Annotated in this window: 11 protein-coding genes; 4 read left to right on the top strand and 7 right to left on the bottom strand. The window is 39.0% G+C overall.

The window, feature by feature from the left end; genetic code table 11:
* The first annotated feature begins 469 nt into the window (after positions 1 to 469).
* Positions 470 to 868 (top strand): helix-turn-helix domain-containing protein, encoded by a 399-nt coding sequence (locus WAE64_RS06955; protein WP_340235531.1) that lies wholly within the window; start codon positions 470 to 472, stop codon positions 866 to 868.
* 82 nt (positions 869 to 950) lie between these two features.
* The gene (locus WAE64_RS06950) at positions 951 to 5,882 is read left to right on the top strand and encodes a 3-coathanger stack domain-containing protein (protein ID WP_340235530.1); all 4,932 of its coding nucleotides are present in this window, start codon (positions 951 to 953) and stop codon (positions 5,880 to 5,882) included.
* Positions 5,883 to 6,468: 586 nt separating this feature from the next.
* Here WAE64_RS06950 and WAE64_RS06945 read toward each other — a convergent pair.
* The gene (locus WAE64_RS06945) at positions 6,469 to 7,554 is read right to left on the bottom strand and encodes a complex I subunit 1/NuoH family protein (RefSeq protein WP_340235529.1); all 1,086 of its coding nucleotides are present in this window, start codon (positions 7,552 to 7,554) and stop codon (positions 6,469 to 6,471) included.
* A 12-nt stretch (positions 7,555 to 7,566) separates the two neighbouring features.
* Entirely contained in the window at positions 7,567 to 8,994 is a 1,428-nt protein-coding gene (gene asnS / locus WAE64_RS06940) for an asparagine--tRNA ligase (RefSeq protein ID WP_340235528.1), read from the bottom strand.
* Positions 8,995 to 9,131: 137 nt separating this feature from the next.
* Between asnS and WAE64_RS06935 the strand changes: the two genes are divergently transcribed.
* A complete protein-coding gene (locus tag WAE64_RS06935) occupies positions 9,132 to 9,737 on the top strand; it encodes a Uma2 family endonuclease (RefSeq protein ID WP_340235527.1) in 606 nt (201 codons plus the stop codon).
* Positions 9,738 to 9,816: 79 nt separating this feature from the next.
* Here WAE64_RS06935 and WAE64_RS06930 read toward each other — a convergent pair whose 3' ends face one another.
* Together WAE64_RS06930 and WAE64_RS06925 are read right to left on the bottom strand one after the other, a co-directional pair.
* Positions 9,817 to 9,981, bottom strand: a complete 165-nt coding sequence (locus WAE64_RS06930) for a type II toxin-antitoxin system antitoxin (RefSeq protein WP_340235526.1) — start codon at positions 9,979 to 9,981, stop codon at positions 9,817 to 9,819.
* Positions 9,981 to 10,832: an SPFH domain-containing protein gene (locus tag WAE64_RS06925; protein ID WP_340235525.1), complete on the bottom strand. Its 852-nt coding sequence runs from the start codon at positions 10,830 to 10,832 to the stop codon at positions 9,981 to 9,983. The genes WAE64_RS06930 and WAE64_RS06925 overlap by 1 nt, the downstream gene beginning before the upstream one ends.
* A 177-nt stretch (positions 10,833 to 11,009) precedes the next feature.
* Between WAE64_RS06925 and lysS the strand changes: the two genes are divergently transcribed.
* The gene (lysS, locus tag WAE64_RS06920) at positions 11,010 to 12,722 is read left to right on the top strand and encodes a lysine--tRNA ligase (protein ID WP_340235524.1); all 1,713 of its coding nucleotides are present in this window, start codon (positions 11,010 to 11,012) and stop codon (positions 12,720 to 12,722) included.
* 79 nt (positions 12,723 to 12,801) lie between these two features.
* Here the strand turns inward: lysS and WAE64_RS06915 are convergent, their stop codons facing one another.
* From WAE64_RS06915 to WAE64_RS06905, 3 genes are all read right to left on the bottom strand, one after another.
* Complete coding sequence (locus WAE64_RS06915) at positions 12,802 to 13,824, bottom strand: hypothetical protein (RefSeq protein ID WP_340235523.1); 1,023 nt, start codon at positions 13,822 to 13,824, stop codon at positions 12,802 to 12,804.
* 73 nt (positions 13,825 to 13,897) lie between these two features.
* Positions 13,898 to 15,334, bottom strand: coding sequence for a hypothetical protein (locus WAE64_RS06910; protein ID WP_340235522.1), 1,437 nt, complete (start codon positions 15,332 to 15,334; stop codon positions 13,898 to 13,900).
* Positions 15,335 to 15,521: 187 nt separating this feature from the next.
* Positions 15,522 to 17,945, bottom strand: coding sequence for an endonuclease MutS2 (locus WAE64_RS06905; RefSeq protein ID WP_340235521.1), 2,424 nt, complete (start codon positions 17,943 to 17,945; stop codon positions 15,522 to 15,524).
* Positions 17,946 to 18,030 lie beyond the last annotated feature (85 nt).

Genomic DNA, 18,030 nt, shown 5'->3' with positions numbered 1-18,030 from the left:
CTTCTTTAAAATTTTTCTTAGCACGAAGTCCCCCAAAAAGTCTGATAGGGTTCTCCTATTACTACATGCCAATATATCTTAACAGAACTGCTGTATTATTATACTAGAAGTTGTTTTACTGTATCCTAACCAAACTGAAGGATTATGAATTTTTTATGTGAGAAAGGCGCAGACTTTTGGCATGGTTCTATTGAAAATATCCGACTAAGTAGGAACAATAATAGCAAGATTCGCTATTTCTTGTCTGGCTAATTCACTAATCTTTTTACATATCCTTTTCAATAGTTCTTATCAGAAAAATAAGTGCCCAAAATGATAGAAACTCAGCCCCGATAGGTTGCACAAACACGAAAAAACAGAAAGTATATAGGTTGTTTATGCCTATATCTGGCTTGCCTATATCTAAACTTTTTTGAAACTGATAAATAATTTAAAAATGTGATGAAAAGAATTAATAAAACCCCATGAAATGAGACTGCCGATTTCTACTGACAGGCAAAAATATACACATAACAATATCACCATGAAACCATTAGCTGACAATTTTATTACTACAGCCAGAAAAGTAATAGAGGCCAATTACGATAACGAAGAGTTTGGTTGTCTGGAACTTTGCGAGGCCCTATTTATGAGCCGCTCCAATGTACATCGTAAAGTAAAAAACGCTTTAAACATATCAACATCAAAGTTTATTATGCAGGTAAGACTAGAAAAAGCCAGAGAGTTTTTAAGCCAGAAAGACCAAAGCATTGCCAGTATTGCTTACCAGGTTGGCTTTGCAGATGCCAACTATTTTAGCCGGGCATTTTCAACTTTTTATGGTGTTTCTCCTACCCAATACAGGCAAACATTGCTTAAAATTTACTGATTTATTCAAAAACTTCCTCTTTTTATACTCATTTGTTGTTAGGACTAAACTTTAAAAATCTTCTCAAAAACTATATTTTACTATGCAAAACATTTCTACAAATGACCATCGTTGTGATTTTTTGCTTGCCCGAACCAAGTTTGTATATCTGCTTTTGGGTCTGGTGTTTTCTATACCAACTTTGGGGCAACAGGTGAAAAATATCACAAGAAATCAGACTTTTAGTACAATTCAGGCTGCAATAAATGATGCTGCTACCATAGCCGGCGATGTGATTGAAGTAAGTGAGGGTACTTATAACGAGCATTTGCTCATCAACAAAGCCATTACCTTGCAAGGTGTATCAACAGGCGCTATTATTAAAGCACCTTATAGCAGCGATAACTCTAATGCAAATACGGTTTTGATAACAACAGGCAACGTGACTTTAAAAAACCTGACAATTACCAGAGATTATGGCAGCACAATAGAAGAATGGAATGCCTGCACGGTAAATCAAGGGATAAACTTTAATAGCCGCCCAAATGTAAGGCTGGAAAATCTGATAGTAAAAGATAACCGGAATGCCATTTATTGTTCAAATTCTCAGAATGCCACCATCATTAATTGTGTTGTAGAAAATAACCGAACGGGTATTCATTTCACTAATAATGTAAGTGGATTATTGATGACACAGAACATTGTAAGCAATAATTTCACACATGGCGTATTATTTAATTTTGATACCAACGTGCTTACTGCAACCAATGCACAAGTTTACAACAATAGCATAACAGGAAACTGGTATAGTCAATTGAATTTCCAACGGGCAGCAGGAGCGGAAACAACAAACATTGGCGATTTAACAGGCGCAAGTTTTGCTTGCAACTGGTATGGAGTGCAAAACCCGACGATCAATGCCATACCTGCCAATGAGCCTGGTTATAGTGGACAGATACCGTCACAGTTTGGTGGCAGCGACCCGGAGTTAGGAAACAGATTTCTGGTAGGAACTTTAGCTACATCTATACCCTCATATACACCTTTTTTGGCAAACGGTACAGATATAAGTGAAGCAACTGGGTTTCAGCCAAAACCAAACCAATGTACACCTGCAGTAAACCTAAATCGAAATACTTATTTTACCAGTATTCAGGCAGCAATAAATGATGCTGCTACCGTAGCCGGCGATGTAATTGAAGTAAGCGAGGGCATTCATAGCGAGCATTTACTCATCAATAAAGCTATTACAGTACAGGGTATATCAACAGCCGCTATTATTAAAGCACCTTATAGCAGCGATAATTCTAATGAAAATACGGTATTGATAACAACCGGAAACGTGACTTTAAAGAATCTGACAATTACCAGAGATTATGGCAGCACCATAGAAGAATGGAATGCCTGTACAGTAAACCAAGGTATAAATTTTAATAGCCGCCCAAATGTAAGACTGGAAAATCTGATAGTAAAAGACAACCGGAATGCCATTTATTGTTCCAATTCTCAGAATGCTACCATCATTAATTGTGTAGTAGAAAACAACCGAACGGGGATTCACTTTACTAATGATGTGAGTGGTTTGGTACTGATACAGAATATTGTAAGAAACAATTTTACACATGGTGTATTGTTTAATTTTGATACCAACGTGCTCACCGCTACCAATGCACAAGTGCATAACAATAGTATAACAAACAACTGGTACAGCCAATTGAATTTCCAGAGAGCAGCAGGGGCAGGCACAACAAACATTGGCGATTTAACAGGTGCAAGTTTTAGTTGTAACTGGTATGGAGTGCCAAGCCCGACGATTAATGCCATACCTGCCAATGAACCGGGCTATGCCGTTCAAGTGCCATCGCAATTTGGTGGCAATAATCCTGATTTATCAGATAGATATTTAGTTGGTACACTAGCCGCATCTATCCCTCAATACACGCCTTTTCTTGAAGATGGTACAGATATAAGTGATGCAACAGGTTTTCAGCCTAAGCCAAGCCAATGTACGCCTGTTATTAATATTAATAAGAATACTTATTTTGCTACCATTCAGGCAGCAATAAACGATGCTACTACTGTGGCCGGAGATACAATAGTGGTAGGGGAGGGGATATTTGCAGAAAACATAACAGTATCAAAATCTTTGGTGATTCTGGGGCCGAATGCGGCTATAAATCCTAATACAGAAACACGTGTTGCCGAAGCTATTCTCCGTCCGGCTGTAAGGGAAATATCTTCCGATAACAGTACCTCCGGAACTATCATCAGAGTTGCCGGAACAGGGCATCTGGATGTAACAATTAAAGGATTTACCATTGATGGAAATAACCCCTCTCTTACAGGTGGCCGTATGCTAAACGGCGTAGAAGTACATACAGGTGCAGGTATTGTAAACAGTACAGGTTCTTTTGATGTAAACCCTGGTGGGGCTGATGCTACCATGATAATTCAGAACAACATTATCAAAAATCTGGAAAGGTATGGTGTGTTGGCAGATGGTACCACACCTGTAAAGGCACTGGCAGGTACAGATGTGAGTTATAATAAATTTGATAATATTCCATCAGGAGATAATTTCGGTGGAGGGCGTGGCCGTGCGGCTACTTTTGCCGAAAATCACTATGGACGATTTGCGCATAATGTAATAACACGGGCAAATGTAGGTTGGCAGAATGATAATTACTATCGGGCTTCACCGGGCTTGGGTACTATTGTTGAGCATAACGAAATCCATACCTATTACAGAGGTATTTTGCACAATCTTCAGTACACTAATGCAACGCCTATAAAAATTGCTCATAATACTATTACGAAAGAAACATCAGGCGATTTTGCAGCGGCAACTGAAAACTTCGGTATAGAATTAGCCTCTATCAGAAATTCTGTAAGTGCGCTGGTTGATAGCAATGAGGTATCAGGCATGAAATATGGCATATTGCTTTGGAATATCCCTTCAACAGGTATCGTAAAGGTTTCGAACGGAACGCTAACAGCTAATCAGTATGGTATTTATGCCACTAGTAACGACCCTCTATTTGGTGGGGCAAATAACGCAAGCAATGCTATTATCAGTGGTGTAAATGTGGTAAATTCAACAATTGCCGGAATCGCCATCAACGATTCTATCAACAATGCTGCTACCACTTTACAAATAACTGATAGCACAATTGTTTCAGGCGGGGTAAAAGGATTGGTTTTAAACGGAACTAATGCCGCAATCTCAGGCACGACATTAAACAATACAACTTTTGTAGGGCAAACAGGAAATTATATTGAACTAATAAACAGTATCAGCGATATAGACGGAAGCAACATAACATTTGGTATAAAAAAAGCCAGTGTAATGACTCAATCGGAGAGACAAGCATTAGAACAAAAACTTGTACATAAACCTGATAATCCTATTCTTGGAAAAATCTGCTTGCCAAATGCTGCTACGTTGTCAGTAAAGGCTGGCTCGCCTAATGCTTATTGTATAGGTGGTAGCACTATATTGGTTGCTGATATTAATGGAGTAATCGGGCCGTTTACGTTGGTGTATACCGATGGTGCCACTCAAACTACTGTTAACAACTACGTAAGTGGAGCCGATATTCCGGTTAGTGCAAGTAGTACAAAGAGCTATTCGATAGTTTCAATTGCTGATAGTATCGGGTGTAGCACTTCTACAGGTTTTACTGATGTTGTTACGGTAATTGTAAACCCTATACCTACAAAACCTGTTATTACGCCCGTTTCGGCTACTATCTGCTTTGGTGAGTCGACTACGCTGACGGCAACTGGTTGTGCGGGAGGTTCTTTCTTCTGGACAGGTGGCTTAACCGGAAGCAGCATAACTGTAAGCCCAACTACTACACAAGGCTATAAAGTAGCCTGTGAACAATCGGGTTGTACGAGTGATTCGAGTAATGTTGCAACAATTACCGTAAACCCGGTTCCTTCAACACCAAGTATTACGGCTACTAACGAAACCATTTGTGAAGGCTCGTCAACCACTTTAACAGCATCGGCCTGTACAGGTGGAACATTGAGCTGGACTGGCGGTTTAACCGGAAGCAGTATAATTGTGAGCCCAACAAGCACTACTCAATATAAAGTTGCTTGCACGCAACTAACTTGCACCAGCGATTCGAGCGAGGTACTTACAATTATAGTAAATCTGATTCCGGAAAAACCGAGTATTACTCCTGCAAATATAACTATCTGTAGAGGCGCATCAACTATGCTATCGGCAGATGGGTGTATAGGTGGCACATTGAATTGGACGGGCGGCCTAACCGGAAGCGATATAATTGTAAGCCCTACAAATACAAAAGCTTATAAAGTAGCCTGCACGCAATCGGGTTGTACGAGCGATTCGAGTAATGTAGCAACGGTAACGGTAAACCCGATTCCAACAAAACCAATAATTACATCTGACAGTACTACTATCTGTAATGGACAAACCCTGCAACTCAGAGGAAGTTGTACCACAGGAACTGTAGTCTGGAGTCCATCAGGCACAGGTGGAACACGAGTAGTGAGTTCTCCGGGAACTTATAGTGCTGTATGTGTAAGCAGTGGCTGTACAAGCGAATCGAGCACTATTGTAATTACTTCGGGCACTTGTCGGTTTATAGCTATCAATCCGGCAAGCCCCGTGGTTTGTCCGGGCAAGAGCATTACCTTAACTACTGCAGGTTGTAATGGTGGAAGTGTAACCTGGAGCGGAGGTGCCACCGGAGCAGGCACAAGCATAACAGTTTCGCCAACAACGGCTACTACTTATACCGCCACTTGTTCTTTAGGTAGCACAGCAAGTACAACGGTTAGTATAGCCACAACAAATACAGTAGTAGCAACTGATATTTATACAGGCACATTACTCGTTAAAGCAATTCAGACCATACAATCAGCCAGAATAATAGGCGACAATGGTACAACACCGCTACCTAATGTAACATATCAGGCAGGTAATTCTATAACCCTGCAGCCCGGCTTTATGGTAGAAAACGGAACCGTTTTTAAGGCCGAAATACAAGGATGTAATTAAGAAGATTTGATATTGATAAGTAGCCGGCTTTATGTCGGCTATTTTTTTGAGGTATTATTGGGCTTATGTGTTGTAGCACTAGATTATAAGTTCTTTTAATTAATGATTTCAGTAATGATACAAATGAATTTTATGAGTTGTTAATCTCCGACATTTTGTCTAATATCGCATTTATAGGTATCAATTATACCGAAACAAGAAATACTTATCTGAGCATACTGCTGTTTGTTCAGTTTACACACAAAGAGAAATGGCATTACAGACTTGGGGGTATTTTGCTTTTTATTAAAATCTAAGTTTGTAGGATATGTGGCAGATGGATATATAAGAAAAGGTGGCTCACTTGGCTAAAAAGTAGAAGTTGAGCTTGCAAACTTCGATTTCTCAGACAATATCCGTAAGTTTGATTATGGCCTAAATGCCGGAGTAAACAGAAATATCGGACATCGATGGAGTGTTGATTTGAATCTTCAATGGGGATTATTATCTGTATTCCCTTCTTCGTTCACAGGTGTTACTTTCCCAATGTATAATATTTTCGGGCAGCTTGGGGTTGGGTATAAGTTGAATCTAAGGTAATTTTTTCTTAAATCATTAACAATCGCCAGATTCCTGAAATCAATAAAAGTACTAAACAGAAAGGAGTGAGAACTTTCCATGATAGATGCATGAGTTGGTCTACACGTAAACGTGGGAGTGTCCAACGAACCCACATTTGTATGAAAATAAGAATATAAGACTTAGAAAGTAGCCAGAAAGCTCCCCACAAATTAGCTGACCAGTGCCCAACTTCGCCGCTTGTCCAGTTTGCAAGTGCTACAGGGCCTATGTTTGGCAAAGGGGTATTCCAGCCGCCTAAAAACAAAATAACGCCAAGCATAGATACCAGCAACATCATGGCGTATTCTGAAAGCATGATTACAGCCCATCTAAAACCCGAATACTCGGTCTGAAATCCGGCAATAAGCTCCGATTCTGCCTCTGGTAAGTCGAAAGGTGCACGGTTACTCTCGGCAAGTGCAGATATGAAATAAATAACAAAAACAATCATCAAAAACGGATTCCTGAAAATATTCCATGTCAGAAATCCCCCAATATCGCCCACTTCTACGCCCAGTGCTTTTATTCCAAATAGATAGTTTTTCTCGTCCCAGAAAATCCCCTGCTGAAAACTGATTTCCTGTAAATCAAGCGTTTGTGTAATCAGAATCACACATAGAATTGATAAACCAAGCGGTACTTCATAAGAGATAATCTGCGCCACCGAGCGCATAGCACCCAGCAAAGAATATTTGTTATTAGATGCCCATCCGGCCATCAGAATGGCTAAAATATCTAAAGAAACAACAGCTAATAAAAGGAAAACGCCTGTTTGTGTACCTGACCCTGACAAGCCCGAAGAAAGTGGAAATACAGCAAAGCCTGCAAATACTACCATAAATAACATGATAGGGGCAAACTTAAACAGCGAGCGGTCGGCACTAGCAGGTGTAATGTCTTCTTTTTGAATCAGTTTCAGTAAATCGGCAATTAATTGCAAAAGCCCCCAATGGCCTACTTCCATAGGACCGAGGCGGTCTTGAATAAACGCAGAAACCTTACGCTCGAGATAAACCCCGACCACTACGTTGGTAAAAGCAATAGCAAGAAATATAGCGAGCGTAAGTATCATTAGTGTATTTGATTAAAATTCAGCGGTTTTTGGCGCTCTTGGGAAAGGAATCACATCACGGATATTGGTCATACCCGTTACAAACAATACCAAACGCTCAAAGCCTAAACCAAAACCTGAATGTGGCGCAGAACCAAATTTACGGGTTTCAAGATACCACCAGATGTTTTCAGGGTCAATACCTACTTCTTTCACACGGGTTAATAATTTTTCGTAATCATCTTCACGTTGTGAACCACCAATAATTTCGCCAATGCCCGGAAACAACACGTCCATCGCTCTTACCGTTTTGCCGTCTTCATCTTGTTTCATGTAGAAGGCTTTAATTTCACGTGGGTAATTGGTAAGAATAACAGGTTTTTTGAAGTGTTTTTCTACCAGATAACGCTCATGCTCCGACTGCAAATCGATTCCCCACTCAACAGGATACTGGAATTTCTTCTCCTTATGTGGTTTCGAACGAAGTAAAATCTCGATTGCTTCAGTATATGTTAAACGTTCAAATTTATTATCTATCACAAAACGAAGTTTCTCTAATAAACTCAATTCGCTACGTTCGTTTTGCGGCTTGTTTTTCTCTTCATCTAGCAAGCGTTTTTCTAAAAATGCTAAATCTTCAGCGCAGTTTTCTAGTGCATATTTTATTACATATTGCACAAAATCTTCTGCCAGATTCATGTTGTCTTCCAGCTCATTGAAGGCTACCTCAGGCTCAATCATCCAGAATTCAGCTAAGTGACGAGTAGTATTTGAGTTTTCGGCACGGAAAGTTGGCCCGAAAGTATAAATTTTCGACAATGCCAATGCGCCTAATTCACCTTCTAACTGACCCGATACCGTCAGGCTCGTTTCACGGCCAAAGAAATCTTCTTTGTAGTCAATTTCGCCATCTTCTGTTTTCGGAGGATTTTTAAGGTCGAATGTTGTTACATGAAACATTTCGCCTGCACCTTCGGCATCAGAAGCCGTAATAATTGGCGTATGTAGGTAAAAGAAGCCATTATCGTTGTAATATTTATGAACGGCAAACGCCAGCGCATGGCGGATACGGAAAATAGCCCCGAAAGTATTGGTACGGAAACGCAAGTGTGCTTTTTCACGTAAAAACTCCATCGAGTGGCGTTTTGGTTGCATCGGGAATGTTTCATCAGCCGAGCCATATACCTCTATTTTCTCAGCTTTTACCTCAACGGCTTGGCCTGAACCAAGAGATGCAATCAATTTACCTGTTACGGCTACACACGAACCCGTAGTAATCAATCTCAAAGTATCTTCATTGACATTATTACCCTCTACTACTGCCTGAATATTATTAATGGTCGAGCCATCGTTAATTGCAATGAATGTTACGGCTGCTTGTCCTCGCTTAGTACGTACCCAGCCTTTTACTGTTACTTCTTGTTCTACAGGTGTCTGTGTAAGAATTTCCTTGATTTGCATAAAAATAAAAACTTAATAATGAGCCGCAAAAATAGCGAAAATTAGCTTTTATACGTGTCTTTCACAGAAATAAAACGAGGGAATTTTGAGGAAGTGCAGAGATTGTAGTATCTTAGTTTCAAATAAATGCAATAGAGATGGTGCTTGAGACAACGAAGAAGACGGTAAAAGGAAAGATTCCTGAACAATTCATCTATGAAATCATGGATGGAAAGCCAATCTATTATAAAGGGTACAAAGAGGCTTTAAAAAAACACGTCAATGCTGAAGAAATAATGGGGAGTAGTTCTTTACAGTCTGAATTAGTTAATTTTATTCTTGAAATTATTCATGTCTTTTACGACAGAAAAAAATATCGGGTACACACAAACGAAACTGGCTTGCAATTGGGCTATAAAGATACTCTGGCTGGTGATATTGTTGTTTACGATAAAAAAATATTAACAGCAGATAAAATTACTGCTAAATATTCAGACGTACCGCCAAAATATGTAATTGAGATAGATACAAACGCTGATTTGAGCGAAAGTAATTTTATGGAGTATATGACACGTAAAACTGAAAAACTTTTTGAGTTTGGCGTGGAGAAAGTTTTTTGGGTTATTACTTCTACTCAGCAGGTAATAGTAACATCTCCTGATAAAGATTGGCTTATTAAAACCTGGAACCAGGAAATTGAACTCTTTGATGGAATTAAAATGAATATAGGGAAATATCTGGACGAGGAAGGCATAAGAATATAACTCAAATCCAAATCCCCCTTCAGGGGCTAGGGGCAGCACATATTATTACAGGAGGTACGCCAGCGTACCTCCTGCGGATTTAATCTTCGCTTTTCTTGCTCTTTTTTCTTTTTTTCAGAGCTTCACTTAATACGTATTCGATTTGCCCGTTCAGGCTCCTGAATTCTTCTGATGACCATTTTTCAAGTTCTTTCAGTACCTCAGGGCTAATTCGTAATACAAATGCTTTTTTTTCACTTGCCATTAGTTATACAGGGTTCCGGTATTTACCACAGGACTCACAGATTTTTCACCACACAAAACTACCAATAAATTACTTACCATAGCAGCTTTTCGCTCTTCGTCCAAGTGAACAATTTCTTTTTCTGATAAACGTGCCAATGCCATTTCTACCATGCCTACTGCACCTTCTACAATTTGTTTACGGGCAGCAACTACGGCAGTTGCCTGTTGGCGTTGAAGCATAGCCCCAGCAATTTCGGGTGCATAAGATAAGTGGCTGATTCGTGCCTCTACTACTTCTACACCTGCTTGCGTTATGCGTTCGTTCAACTCTTTTTCCAGCATTTCGTTTATTTTACCAGAGCCATCTCTCAGCGTGATAGATGCTTGTTCGTCTTCTATATTATCATAGGCATAAGAGCTTGCTAAGTGACGCACAGCCGCTTCTGACTGAATGTCAACAAATTTTACATAATCGTCAACTTCAAAAAGTGCTTTGGCTGTGTCGTTTACACGCCATACTACTACGGCCGCAATTTCGATAGGATTTCCCATTTTATCGTTTACTTTCAGTTTTTGGCCATTGAGGTTTCTTGCACGAAGACTGATTTTTCTACGACGAAACAAAGGATTAACCCAGCGTAAACCATTTTGTTTCATGGTTCCTTCGTAGTCGCCAAAGAAAGTGGCCACGGCTGCTTCGTTGGGGTTAATAACCGTTAAGCCGATTATCATAAATAAACCAGCTAAACCAAGAATAAGTGCCAGTATCGGAACAACCCTAAGCAAGGTTAGTGCAGGTACAATTATTAGTAAAAGCCCGGCTATAAATATGATATAACCTGATTGTGAACGTAATTCTTTTTCTTTCATAGGAGGTAATTAGTTTGATATTATTTTAATATCACAAAGATATTGTTTTTTCTGAGATATGCAAAAGTAGAAAATGATAAATGAAGCTTTTTGTATATGAATGGTTATAAATAATAATCGACATTTTTTTCTACCTTTGTGGCTTAGATTACATATATGAAATAAAAAGATAAAACGATGGTTCTTAGCGAACAAGAAATTTTACGCCGTCAGAAAAGACAAGATTTAATGGCAATGGGCATTGACCCATATCCTGCCGAATTATTTGAGGTGAATGTTACAGCCGCCGACATTGAGAATAATTACGAAAATAATAAGTTAGACTATAAGAATGTTTCAATTGCTGGCCGTTTGATGAACTTCCGTATTATGGGAAGTGCTTCGTTTGCTGAGCTACAAGATTCAACAGGTCGAATCCAACTATATTTTCGTCGTGATGATTTATGCCCTGGCGAAGACAAGACCTTGTATAATACGGTTTTCAAGAAGCTGTTAGATATTGGCGATATTATCGGTGTAAAAGGTTATGTGTTCACTACGCAAACCAACGAAATATCGATTCATGTAACAGAGTTTAAAATTCTTAATAAATCGCTTCGCCCGCTGCCAGTAGTAAAAGAGGTAGACGGTAAAGTATATGATGCGTTCTCAGACCCTGAGCAACGTTATCGCCAACGCTACGTAGATTTAATTGTAAATCCTCAGATAAAAGATATTTTTATCAAAAGAGCCAGAATTATCTCTACCATGCGCCAGATGTTCGATGAAAGAGGTTGGTTAGAGGTAGAAACACCTATTTTACAACCGATTCATGGTGGAGCAGCGGCACGTCCGTTTAGAACACACCATAATACGCTTGATATGCCTTTGTATATGCGTATTGCCAATGAGTTATACTTAAAAAGGCTAATTGTAGGAGGTTTTGATGGCGTATATGAATTTGGCAAGATGTTCCGTAATGAGGGTATGGACAGAACTCATAATCCTGAGTTTACTTCTTTGGAGTTTTATGTAGCCTATAAAGATTACGAGTGGATGATGAACATCACTGAAGAAATATTTGAGAAAGTAGCTCTGGCAGTACATGGTACAACAAAATTCAAATCAGGTGAACATGAACTGGATTTTGCAGGGCCATTTGCAAGACTAAGTATTTTAGAAGCTATCGAAAAATATACAGGGGTTAATGTAGGAGCGTTGACGGAAGAAGAAACCCGCCAGCACTGCCGCCAGTGGGGCATGGAAGTTGATGAAACGATGGGCAAAGCCAAATTAATTGATGAGATTTTTGGCGAGAAAGTAGAAGATAACCTGATACAGCCAACGTTTATTATTGATTATCCGGTAGAGATGTCGCCGCTTACCAAAAAACACCGCAGCAAAGCAGATTTAGTAGAGCGTTTTGAATTGTTTGTAAACGGGAAAGAGGTAGCCAATGCGTATTCGGAGCTTAACGACCCAATTGACCAACGCGAAAGATTTGAAGAGCAGTTGAAATTAGCTGAACGAGGCGACGAGGAAGCAATGGCGATGGACGAAGACTTTATTCGTTCACTAGAATATGGGATGCCACCAACCGCAGGTATCGGTATCGGTATCGACCGTCTGACAATGATGTTGACCGATAACGCTAGCATCCAAGAAGTATTATTCTTCCCACAGATGCGCCCTGAGAAAAAACAAGAAATATCAACAGATGCCGACTATGAAGCTATTGGCGTACCAACAGTCTGGATCCCTGCACTTCAAAAAATGGGCTTTGTAATGGTTGAGCAACTAAAAGGCGCAAACCCGAACAAAATTTTCAATGATTTGGGTGGCGTAAGAAAAAAACTGAAAATTGAAGAAAAAATGCCCTCGCTTGATGATGTGAAAGCTTGGGTAGGGTAATGATATAAAGAATTATAGAATATACAACCCCGGAATATATCAGACGATATCTAGTCCGGGGTTTTGTATTAATAAAGGATTATTTTATGTTGTTTCTTAATGAAAAATCATAAAGCTTTAAAGATGAACTAAATTCACTACCTTTATTATAAAAGAATGCATATTCACCTGCTTGTATATCCTGGTCGAAATAAACTTTGTAAAGTGTATTACTTATCTTCTTAAATCTAAATGGAACAGTTCCTTCAGAAAATCCTGATGAACTGCTAACTGAGGTCTCTCGGCCAATAACAAATTCTCTACCACGCTGAGTAGGTTTTACTTTCATTAAAGTAAAATCGTTTGGACTGGCCACCCCTTCAAATATTGATTCTGCAACAGTATTCATATCTTTACGAGCTCCAGCAAAAACAAAGTAGAAAACCGGGCGATTATCTTCCACTATAAAATTGGCACTTGGGTTTGCTAAACCAACCCTTTGGCTCTGGCCGCTTAAGCCATGAGTAACAGAGTTTGCAGCAGCTTCGCCTAAACCGCCACTTTTTCTTTGATTAGTAGTAGTAGGTTCAAGTTCTTCATATTTAGGTGCGCCACCTTTATATTCTTCATAAAAAATTCCTGCTCCGCTAAATTTAGAACGAGAAGCAATTGGATAATCAGGATGCGGAGCAAGTGCTCCTGCTATTAAGTTTGGATTCCCACTTTGTTGAACTGCTCTTTTAGGTACCATCATTACTTTTACTAGCTGATCAGGTACTTTCGCATTCTTTAAGTCGATAAGGGCTTCGGTGGTAAGACTAAAGTCTGATTCTGAATATTGAATTTTTTTAGTAATGATATTACGTGAAACCCCATTTATATGCATATCTACAATGTCTTGATTCCGTAAAATAGGCAGTGGAGACGAAGCTAGCATCATGGCATCAATAACGAGCTCTGGTACTTTGTTTTTGGCTAAGTCAATTATACCTCTTGTTGACATATCAAATTTGCTCGGGCTGGCTTTGATTTTATCTAAAATCAAGTCTTTAGATATTTTTGCGCCTACCATTGAGGTGATACTCTGATTAGATAGTGTTTCTTGAGCTATACTTGTTTTCAAAAGTAAGCTCAAAAATAAGATACGGAGATACATGCGAAAATTCATAAACTTTATAATAAATTTTAAGTGATAATTATTTGATTCCTGGTTTTGTATTATTGGCAATACTGACTAAGGCCCTTAGTATTTCTGCTAGAAACCGACTGAAGATAATGGTAGAAAAACCTACTAATGGCCATACAAAAATTAAAAGAAAACTGCCGCCAGTTAAAAAGTCAAAGCCTATTATTTGTCTGTTGAGTTGTTGTACCTCACTACCTAATACAATTGTAGTAATGAGCGTAGCTCCTGTGCCTAAAATAGCCAGATAAGTACCTGCCGATTCACCCGAAGTTTGTATATAATGAGAAAAAACCGGAGTGGCTACAAAGTCATCGTTAAGTTGTGCAGCAGATAGAACTTTATCTTTTCGATCCCACCATAGCTGGAAGACGATCCATGATGAAATACACATTAATATCCATATTAGTATGAATGCTAGTGCGTACTTAAAGGGCATATCAAAAATATTACTTTTAGTGCCAAAGAATAATACAATTACGGGAATTAGAAGGTAAATCAGTGCTGTAATAGTATAGAGCCAATAGAATGGTTTTTTGAAAAAATTACCACTATCGATATAATTAAGGTAAGGCCTGATGAAATTGAAAAGCACAGAATGTTTTCGTTCTGTACTTTCTATCATTGTCTCTATTGTTTCTCCTGCGTGTTGAAAACCCTCTTTTGAGATATTCAGATTGTTGAGAGTAGATTTCAGGTCAGATGCCGCTTCTTTTAAGTTTTCTATATTAGCTACCTTTTTATTGATTAATACGGGAGTAGTTCTTGCTTCATACTTATAAAAAACTATCAGATAGCTAAGGGAAAACAGGCTTAGAATATGGAGGTAAAATCCGGGCTTTATGAAATCGAAATAAGAAGGTAGCTGATAAGTATTTTGTGAATTAGATTGTAGACTGAATCGTAGATTAGAAACAGCAGAATATAAACTTTCGTTGTTTACAAGGGCATAAATAGATACGCATATCACTGCTACCAAGGTCCATAATAACCAGTTCCAGTTAAGACCTGCTGCAAAAGTAGCAAGTAAGAAAATGCCACCTGCAATGAGTATTATACCTAAGCCTGTAGTAGTCAGCTTGAATTCAATTATAGGAGTAAAAGGAAGAATAGCTGAATAATCTAATATAGCGTATGGAATTATTAAACTAATAAGAAAAATAATTGAAGCAATTACTCCGGGAATATTGTAAACTAACTTCTTATTAGTATTTGTAGAAGTTTTACCAGATACGGATACATTTTTTGTTAAAGTTGACTCAGGAACAGATTGTACTTCATGGAGGAAAATTTCAATGGCATTTGTTCCATCAACGATAAAATCTACCCGAAGACCTATTGTGGGAGTGCTAAAACCCAGACAATCGCTTGGCTGAAAATAATAGCGATTTTCGTCATCACCTTTTATAATGCCACGGTTTTGGTTTAAATGTAAAATTGTTCCTAGCATATTGGTTAGAATTAATTTAGTGTTTAGTATCTGCCCTAAATACCTTAGTATTCAGACTACACCAATTAATTCTACCAAAATGTCAGAAGTTACATTTAAAATGTATTTTTATCTAACAAACATTCATTTTTGCATTTTAAATGAAATAAACAGAATGAGGCTTGTAATATTACAAGCCTCATTCTGTTTATTTCATTCGTACAATTGTAACACCTTGCCCGCCTCGGTCGGCGTGTTCGTCGCTCATGCCTGCTACTTGTTTGTAGCTGCGTAGGTGTTGGCGAATCAGATTCCTGAGAATACCATCACCCTTGCCATGAATGATTCTTAGTTCTGGATAACCCAGCATAATGGCATCGTTCATCAGGCTATCAACAGCACCTAAAGCTTCTTCGCCACGTTTGCCACGTAGGTCAAGGTTAAAGCTGAAATTCATCATCTTTTCGTTCAGGTCAATGCCTGTCATTCTAGGTTTTACACTTTCTTTAACAGCTTCTCTGAACTCTTTGCGACTCATTTTTTCAAGCCTGTTGAGCTTTACATTGGTTTTAAGCTCTCCAATGGCAATCTCGGCATCTTTACCTTTGATAGAAAGCACCTCGCCGATAGTTGCCTGCCCTTTTATGCGTACAAAGCTGCCAATAGCAATATCACCTTTTTCTAGTTCCCATTCTTCCGATGCAGGTTTTTGCTCTTCTACTTTTTCAAGTTTTAGTTCCTTTGTCTCAAATTCCTGCAATTCCTGGCGAATAAGCTTGGTAATATCTTTGTCGGCTTTCCCTTCTTTTATCTCTTTGATAGTGGTTTCTATCTTGCGGTTTGTTTCTTTCAGCAATTCTTTTGCCTGAGCCTTGGCATCGTTCAGAATCTTCTTCTTTTCAGACTCAAGAAAACTCTTCAAGCCAGTATATTGCTCGAGTGTGTTTTTCAATTGCTGGTTTTTCTCTACAAATTCCTTGTTTCTATCAGCAAATACTTTGCGTTCAATCTCCAGTTCTTTAATCAGTTTTTCGAAGTCTATTTGCTGTGTGCCTAGTTTACGCTTGGCGTTATCTACAACCTGTTTTGGTAAACCTATTTTTTGAGCTACTTCCAAGGCAAAAGAACTACCCGGCTTGCCGATTTCGAGTTCATACATTGGCTCCAGATGCTCGGCGTCAAACTTCATGGCTCCATTGATAGTGCCACTATTTTTGTTGGCAAAAACTTTCAGGTTGGTATAATGCGTATTAATAACACCATAGGCTTTTGAGCGTAGCAATTGCTCCAGAATAGATTCGGCAATGGCTCCACCTAAACTTGGCTCTGTACCTGTACCAAACTCATCAATCAGAAACAGCGTGAATTTATTTGAAAAATTCACGAAATGCTTCATATTAGTCAGGTGCGAGCTATAAGTACTCAAATCATTTTCGATACTTTGTTCGTCGCCTATATCAATGAAAATATTCTTGAAAACACCTACTTTCGAGTCGGGTGAAGCAGGTACAAGCAGCCCGCATTGAGCCATGTATTGTACTAACCCAATGGTTTTAAGCATAACCGATTTACCACCTGCATTCGGGCCAGAAACCAACACTATTCGGTTTTCGTGGTCGAGCTTAATCGAAAGCGGTACAATAGGCTTGTTTTGTTTCTGGTGGGCCAGATACAATAAGGGATGTGTTGCTCTATGCCACTCTAAAGATTGATTTTCGACCAACAATGGGGCGGTTGCATTAATAGTGAGGGCAAATTTGGCCTTGGCTCTTATAAAATCTACGATACCTAAAAACAGATAAGCCTTGCGAAGAGCAGGAACGTGCGGACGTAAAAATGCCGTAAGTTTTTCAAGAATCTTTACAATTTCACGGCGTTCACGGGCTTCAAGCTCTCTTATTTCGTTGTTAGCTTCCAGTACTTCGGCAGGTTCAACAAAAGCCATTTGCCCCGTTGCTGACTCATCGTGTACAAAGCCTTTCAGCTTGCGTTTGTGCTCTGATAGAATCGGGATAACCATGCGGCCATCACGAATAGTCAGCGACATCTCATCTCCAATCCAGCCGCTATTACGTGCTGTGCGAAGAATACGCTCAAGGGTTTTTCTTAAATCACTTTGTTCGGTTATTAATCTGCGGCGAATATCAGCTAATTCGGGCGATGCCGAATCTCTTACTTTGCCTCTTTCGTCAATAATCTTATCTATTTGAGAAATAACCCCGCTCCAGCCATCATTATCTGAAATTGGTAACGAATTAGCAGTAAGGGTTTTTAATTCAGGGTAGATGGTCTCTTCTTTGTGTTTGAAGAAATGGATAATCTGCTGAATTGTACGAAGCGAAAGCTTTATTTCAAAAAACTGTTCTTCTCCTATAAATGCACCTTCAATAGATGCTCTGGCAAGTGCTTCGCTTACATCAATATAATTTTGTTCAGGAAAACTCGACTCCGTTTGTAAAATCAACTTAAACTCGGCTACCTGCCGAATCAAGCGGTCAATTATTTTATAATCGTCCGAAAAACGTATTTTGTCAACAAAAGCCCTGCCAAGCGAACTCACACAGTGGTCAGCAATTAGTTCACGAATTTTATCAAACCCTATTTTTTGTTCTATATTCTGAGGGTAAAGCATATTTTTTATTTGAAAACGGGTGCAAATTTACTAAAAATTCCTGTCTTTTATTAAGGTCATTACAGGCAAGACCTAATAGATAGTG

It is taken from the genome of Emticicia soli, assembly GCF_037860775.1.
GTDB lineage: Bacteria > Bacteroidota > Bacteroidia > Cytophagales > Spirosomataceae > Emticicia > Emticicia soli.
This window is presented reverse-complemented; position numbering and strand designations above follow the sequence as displayed.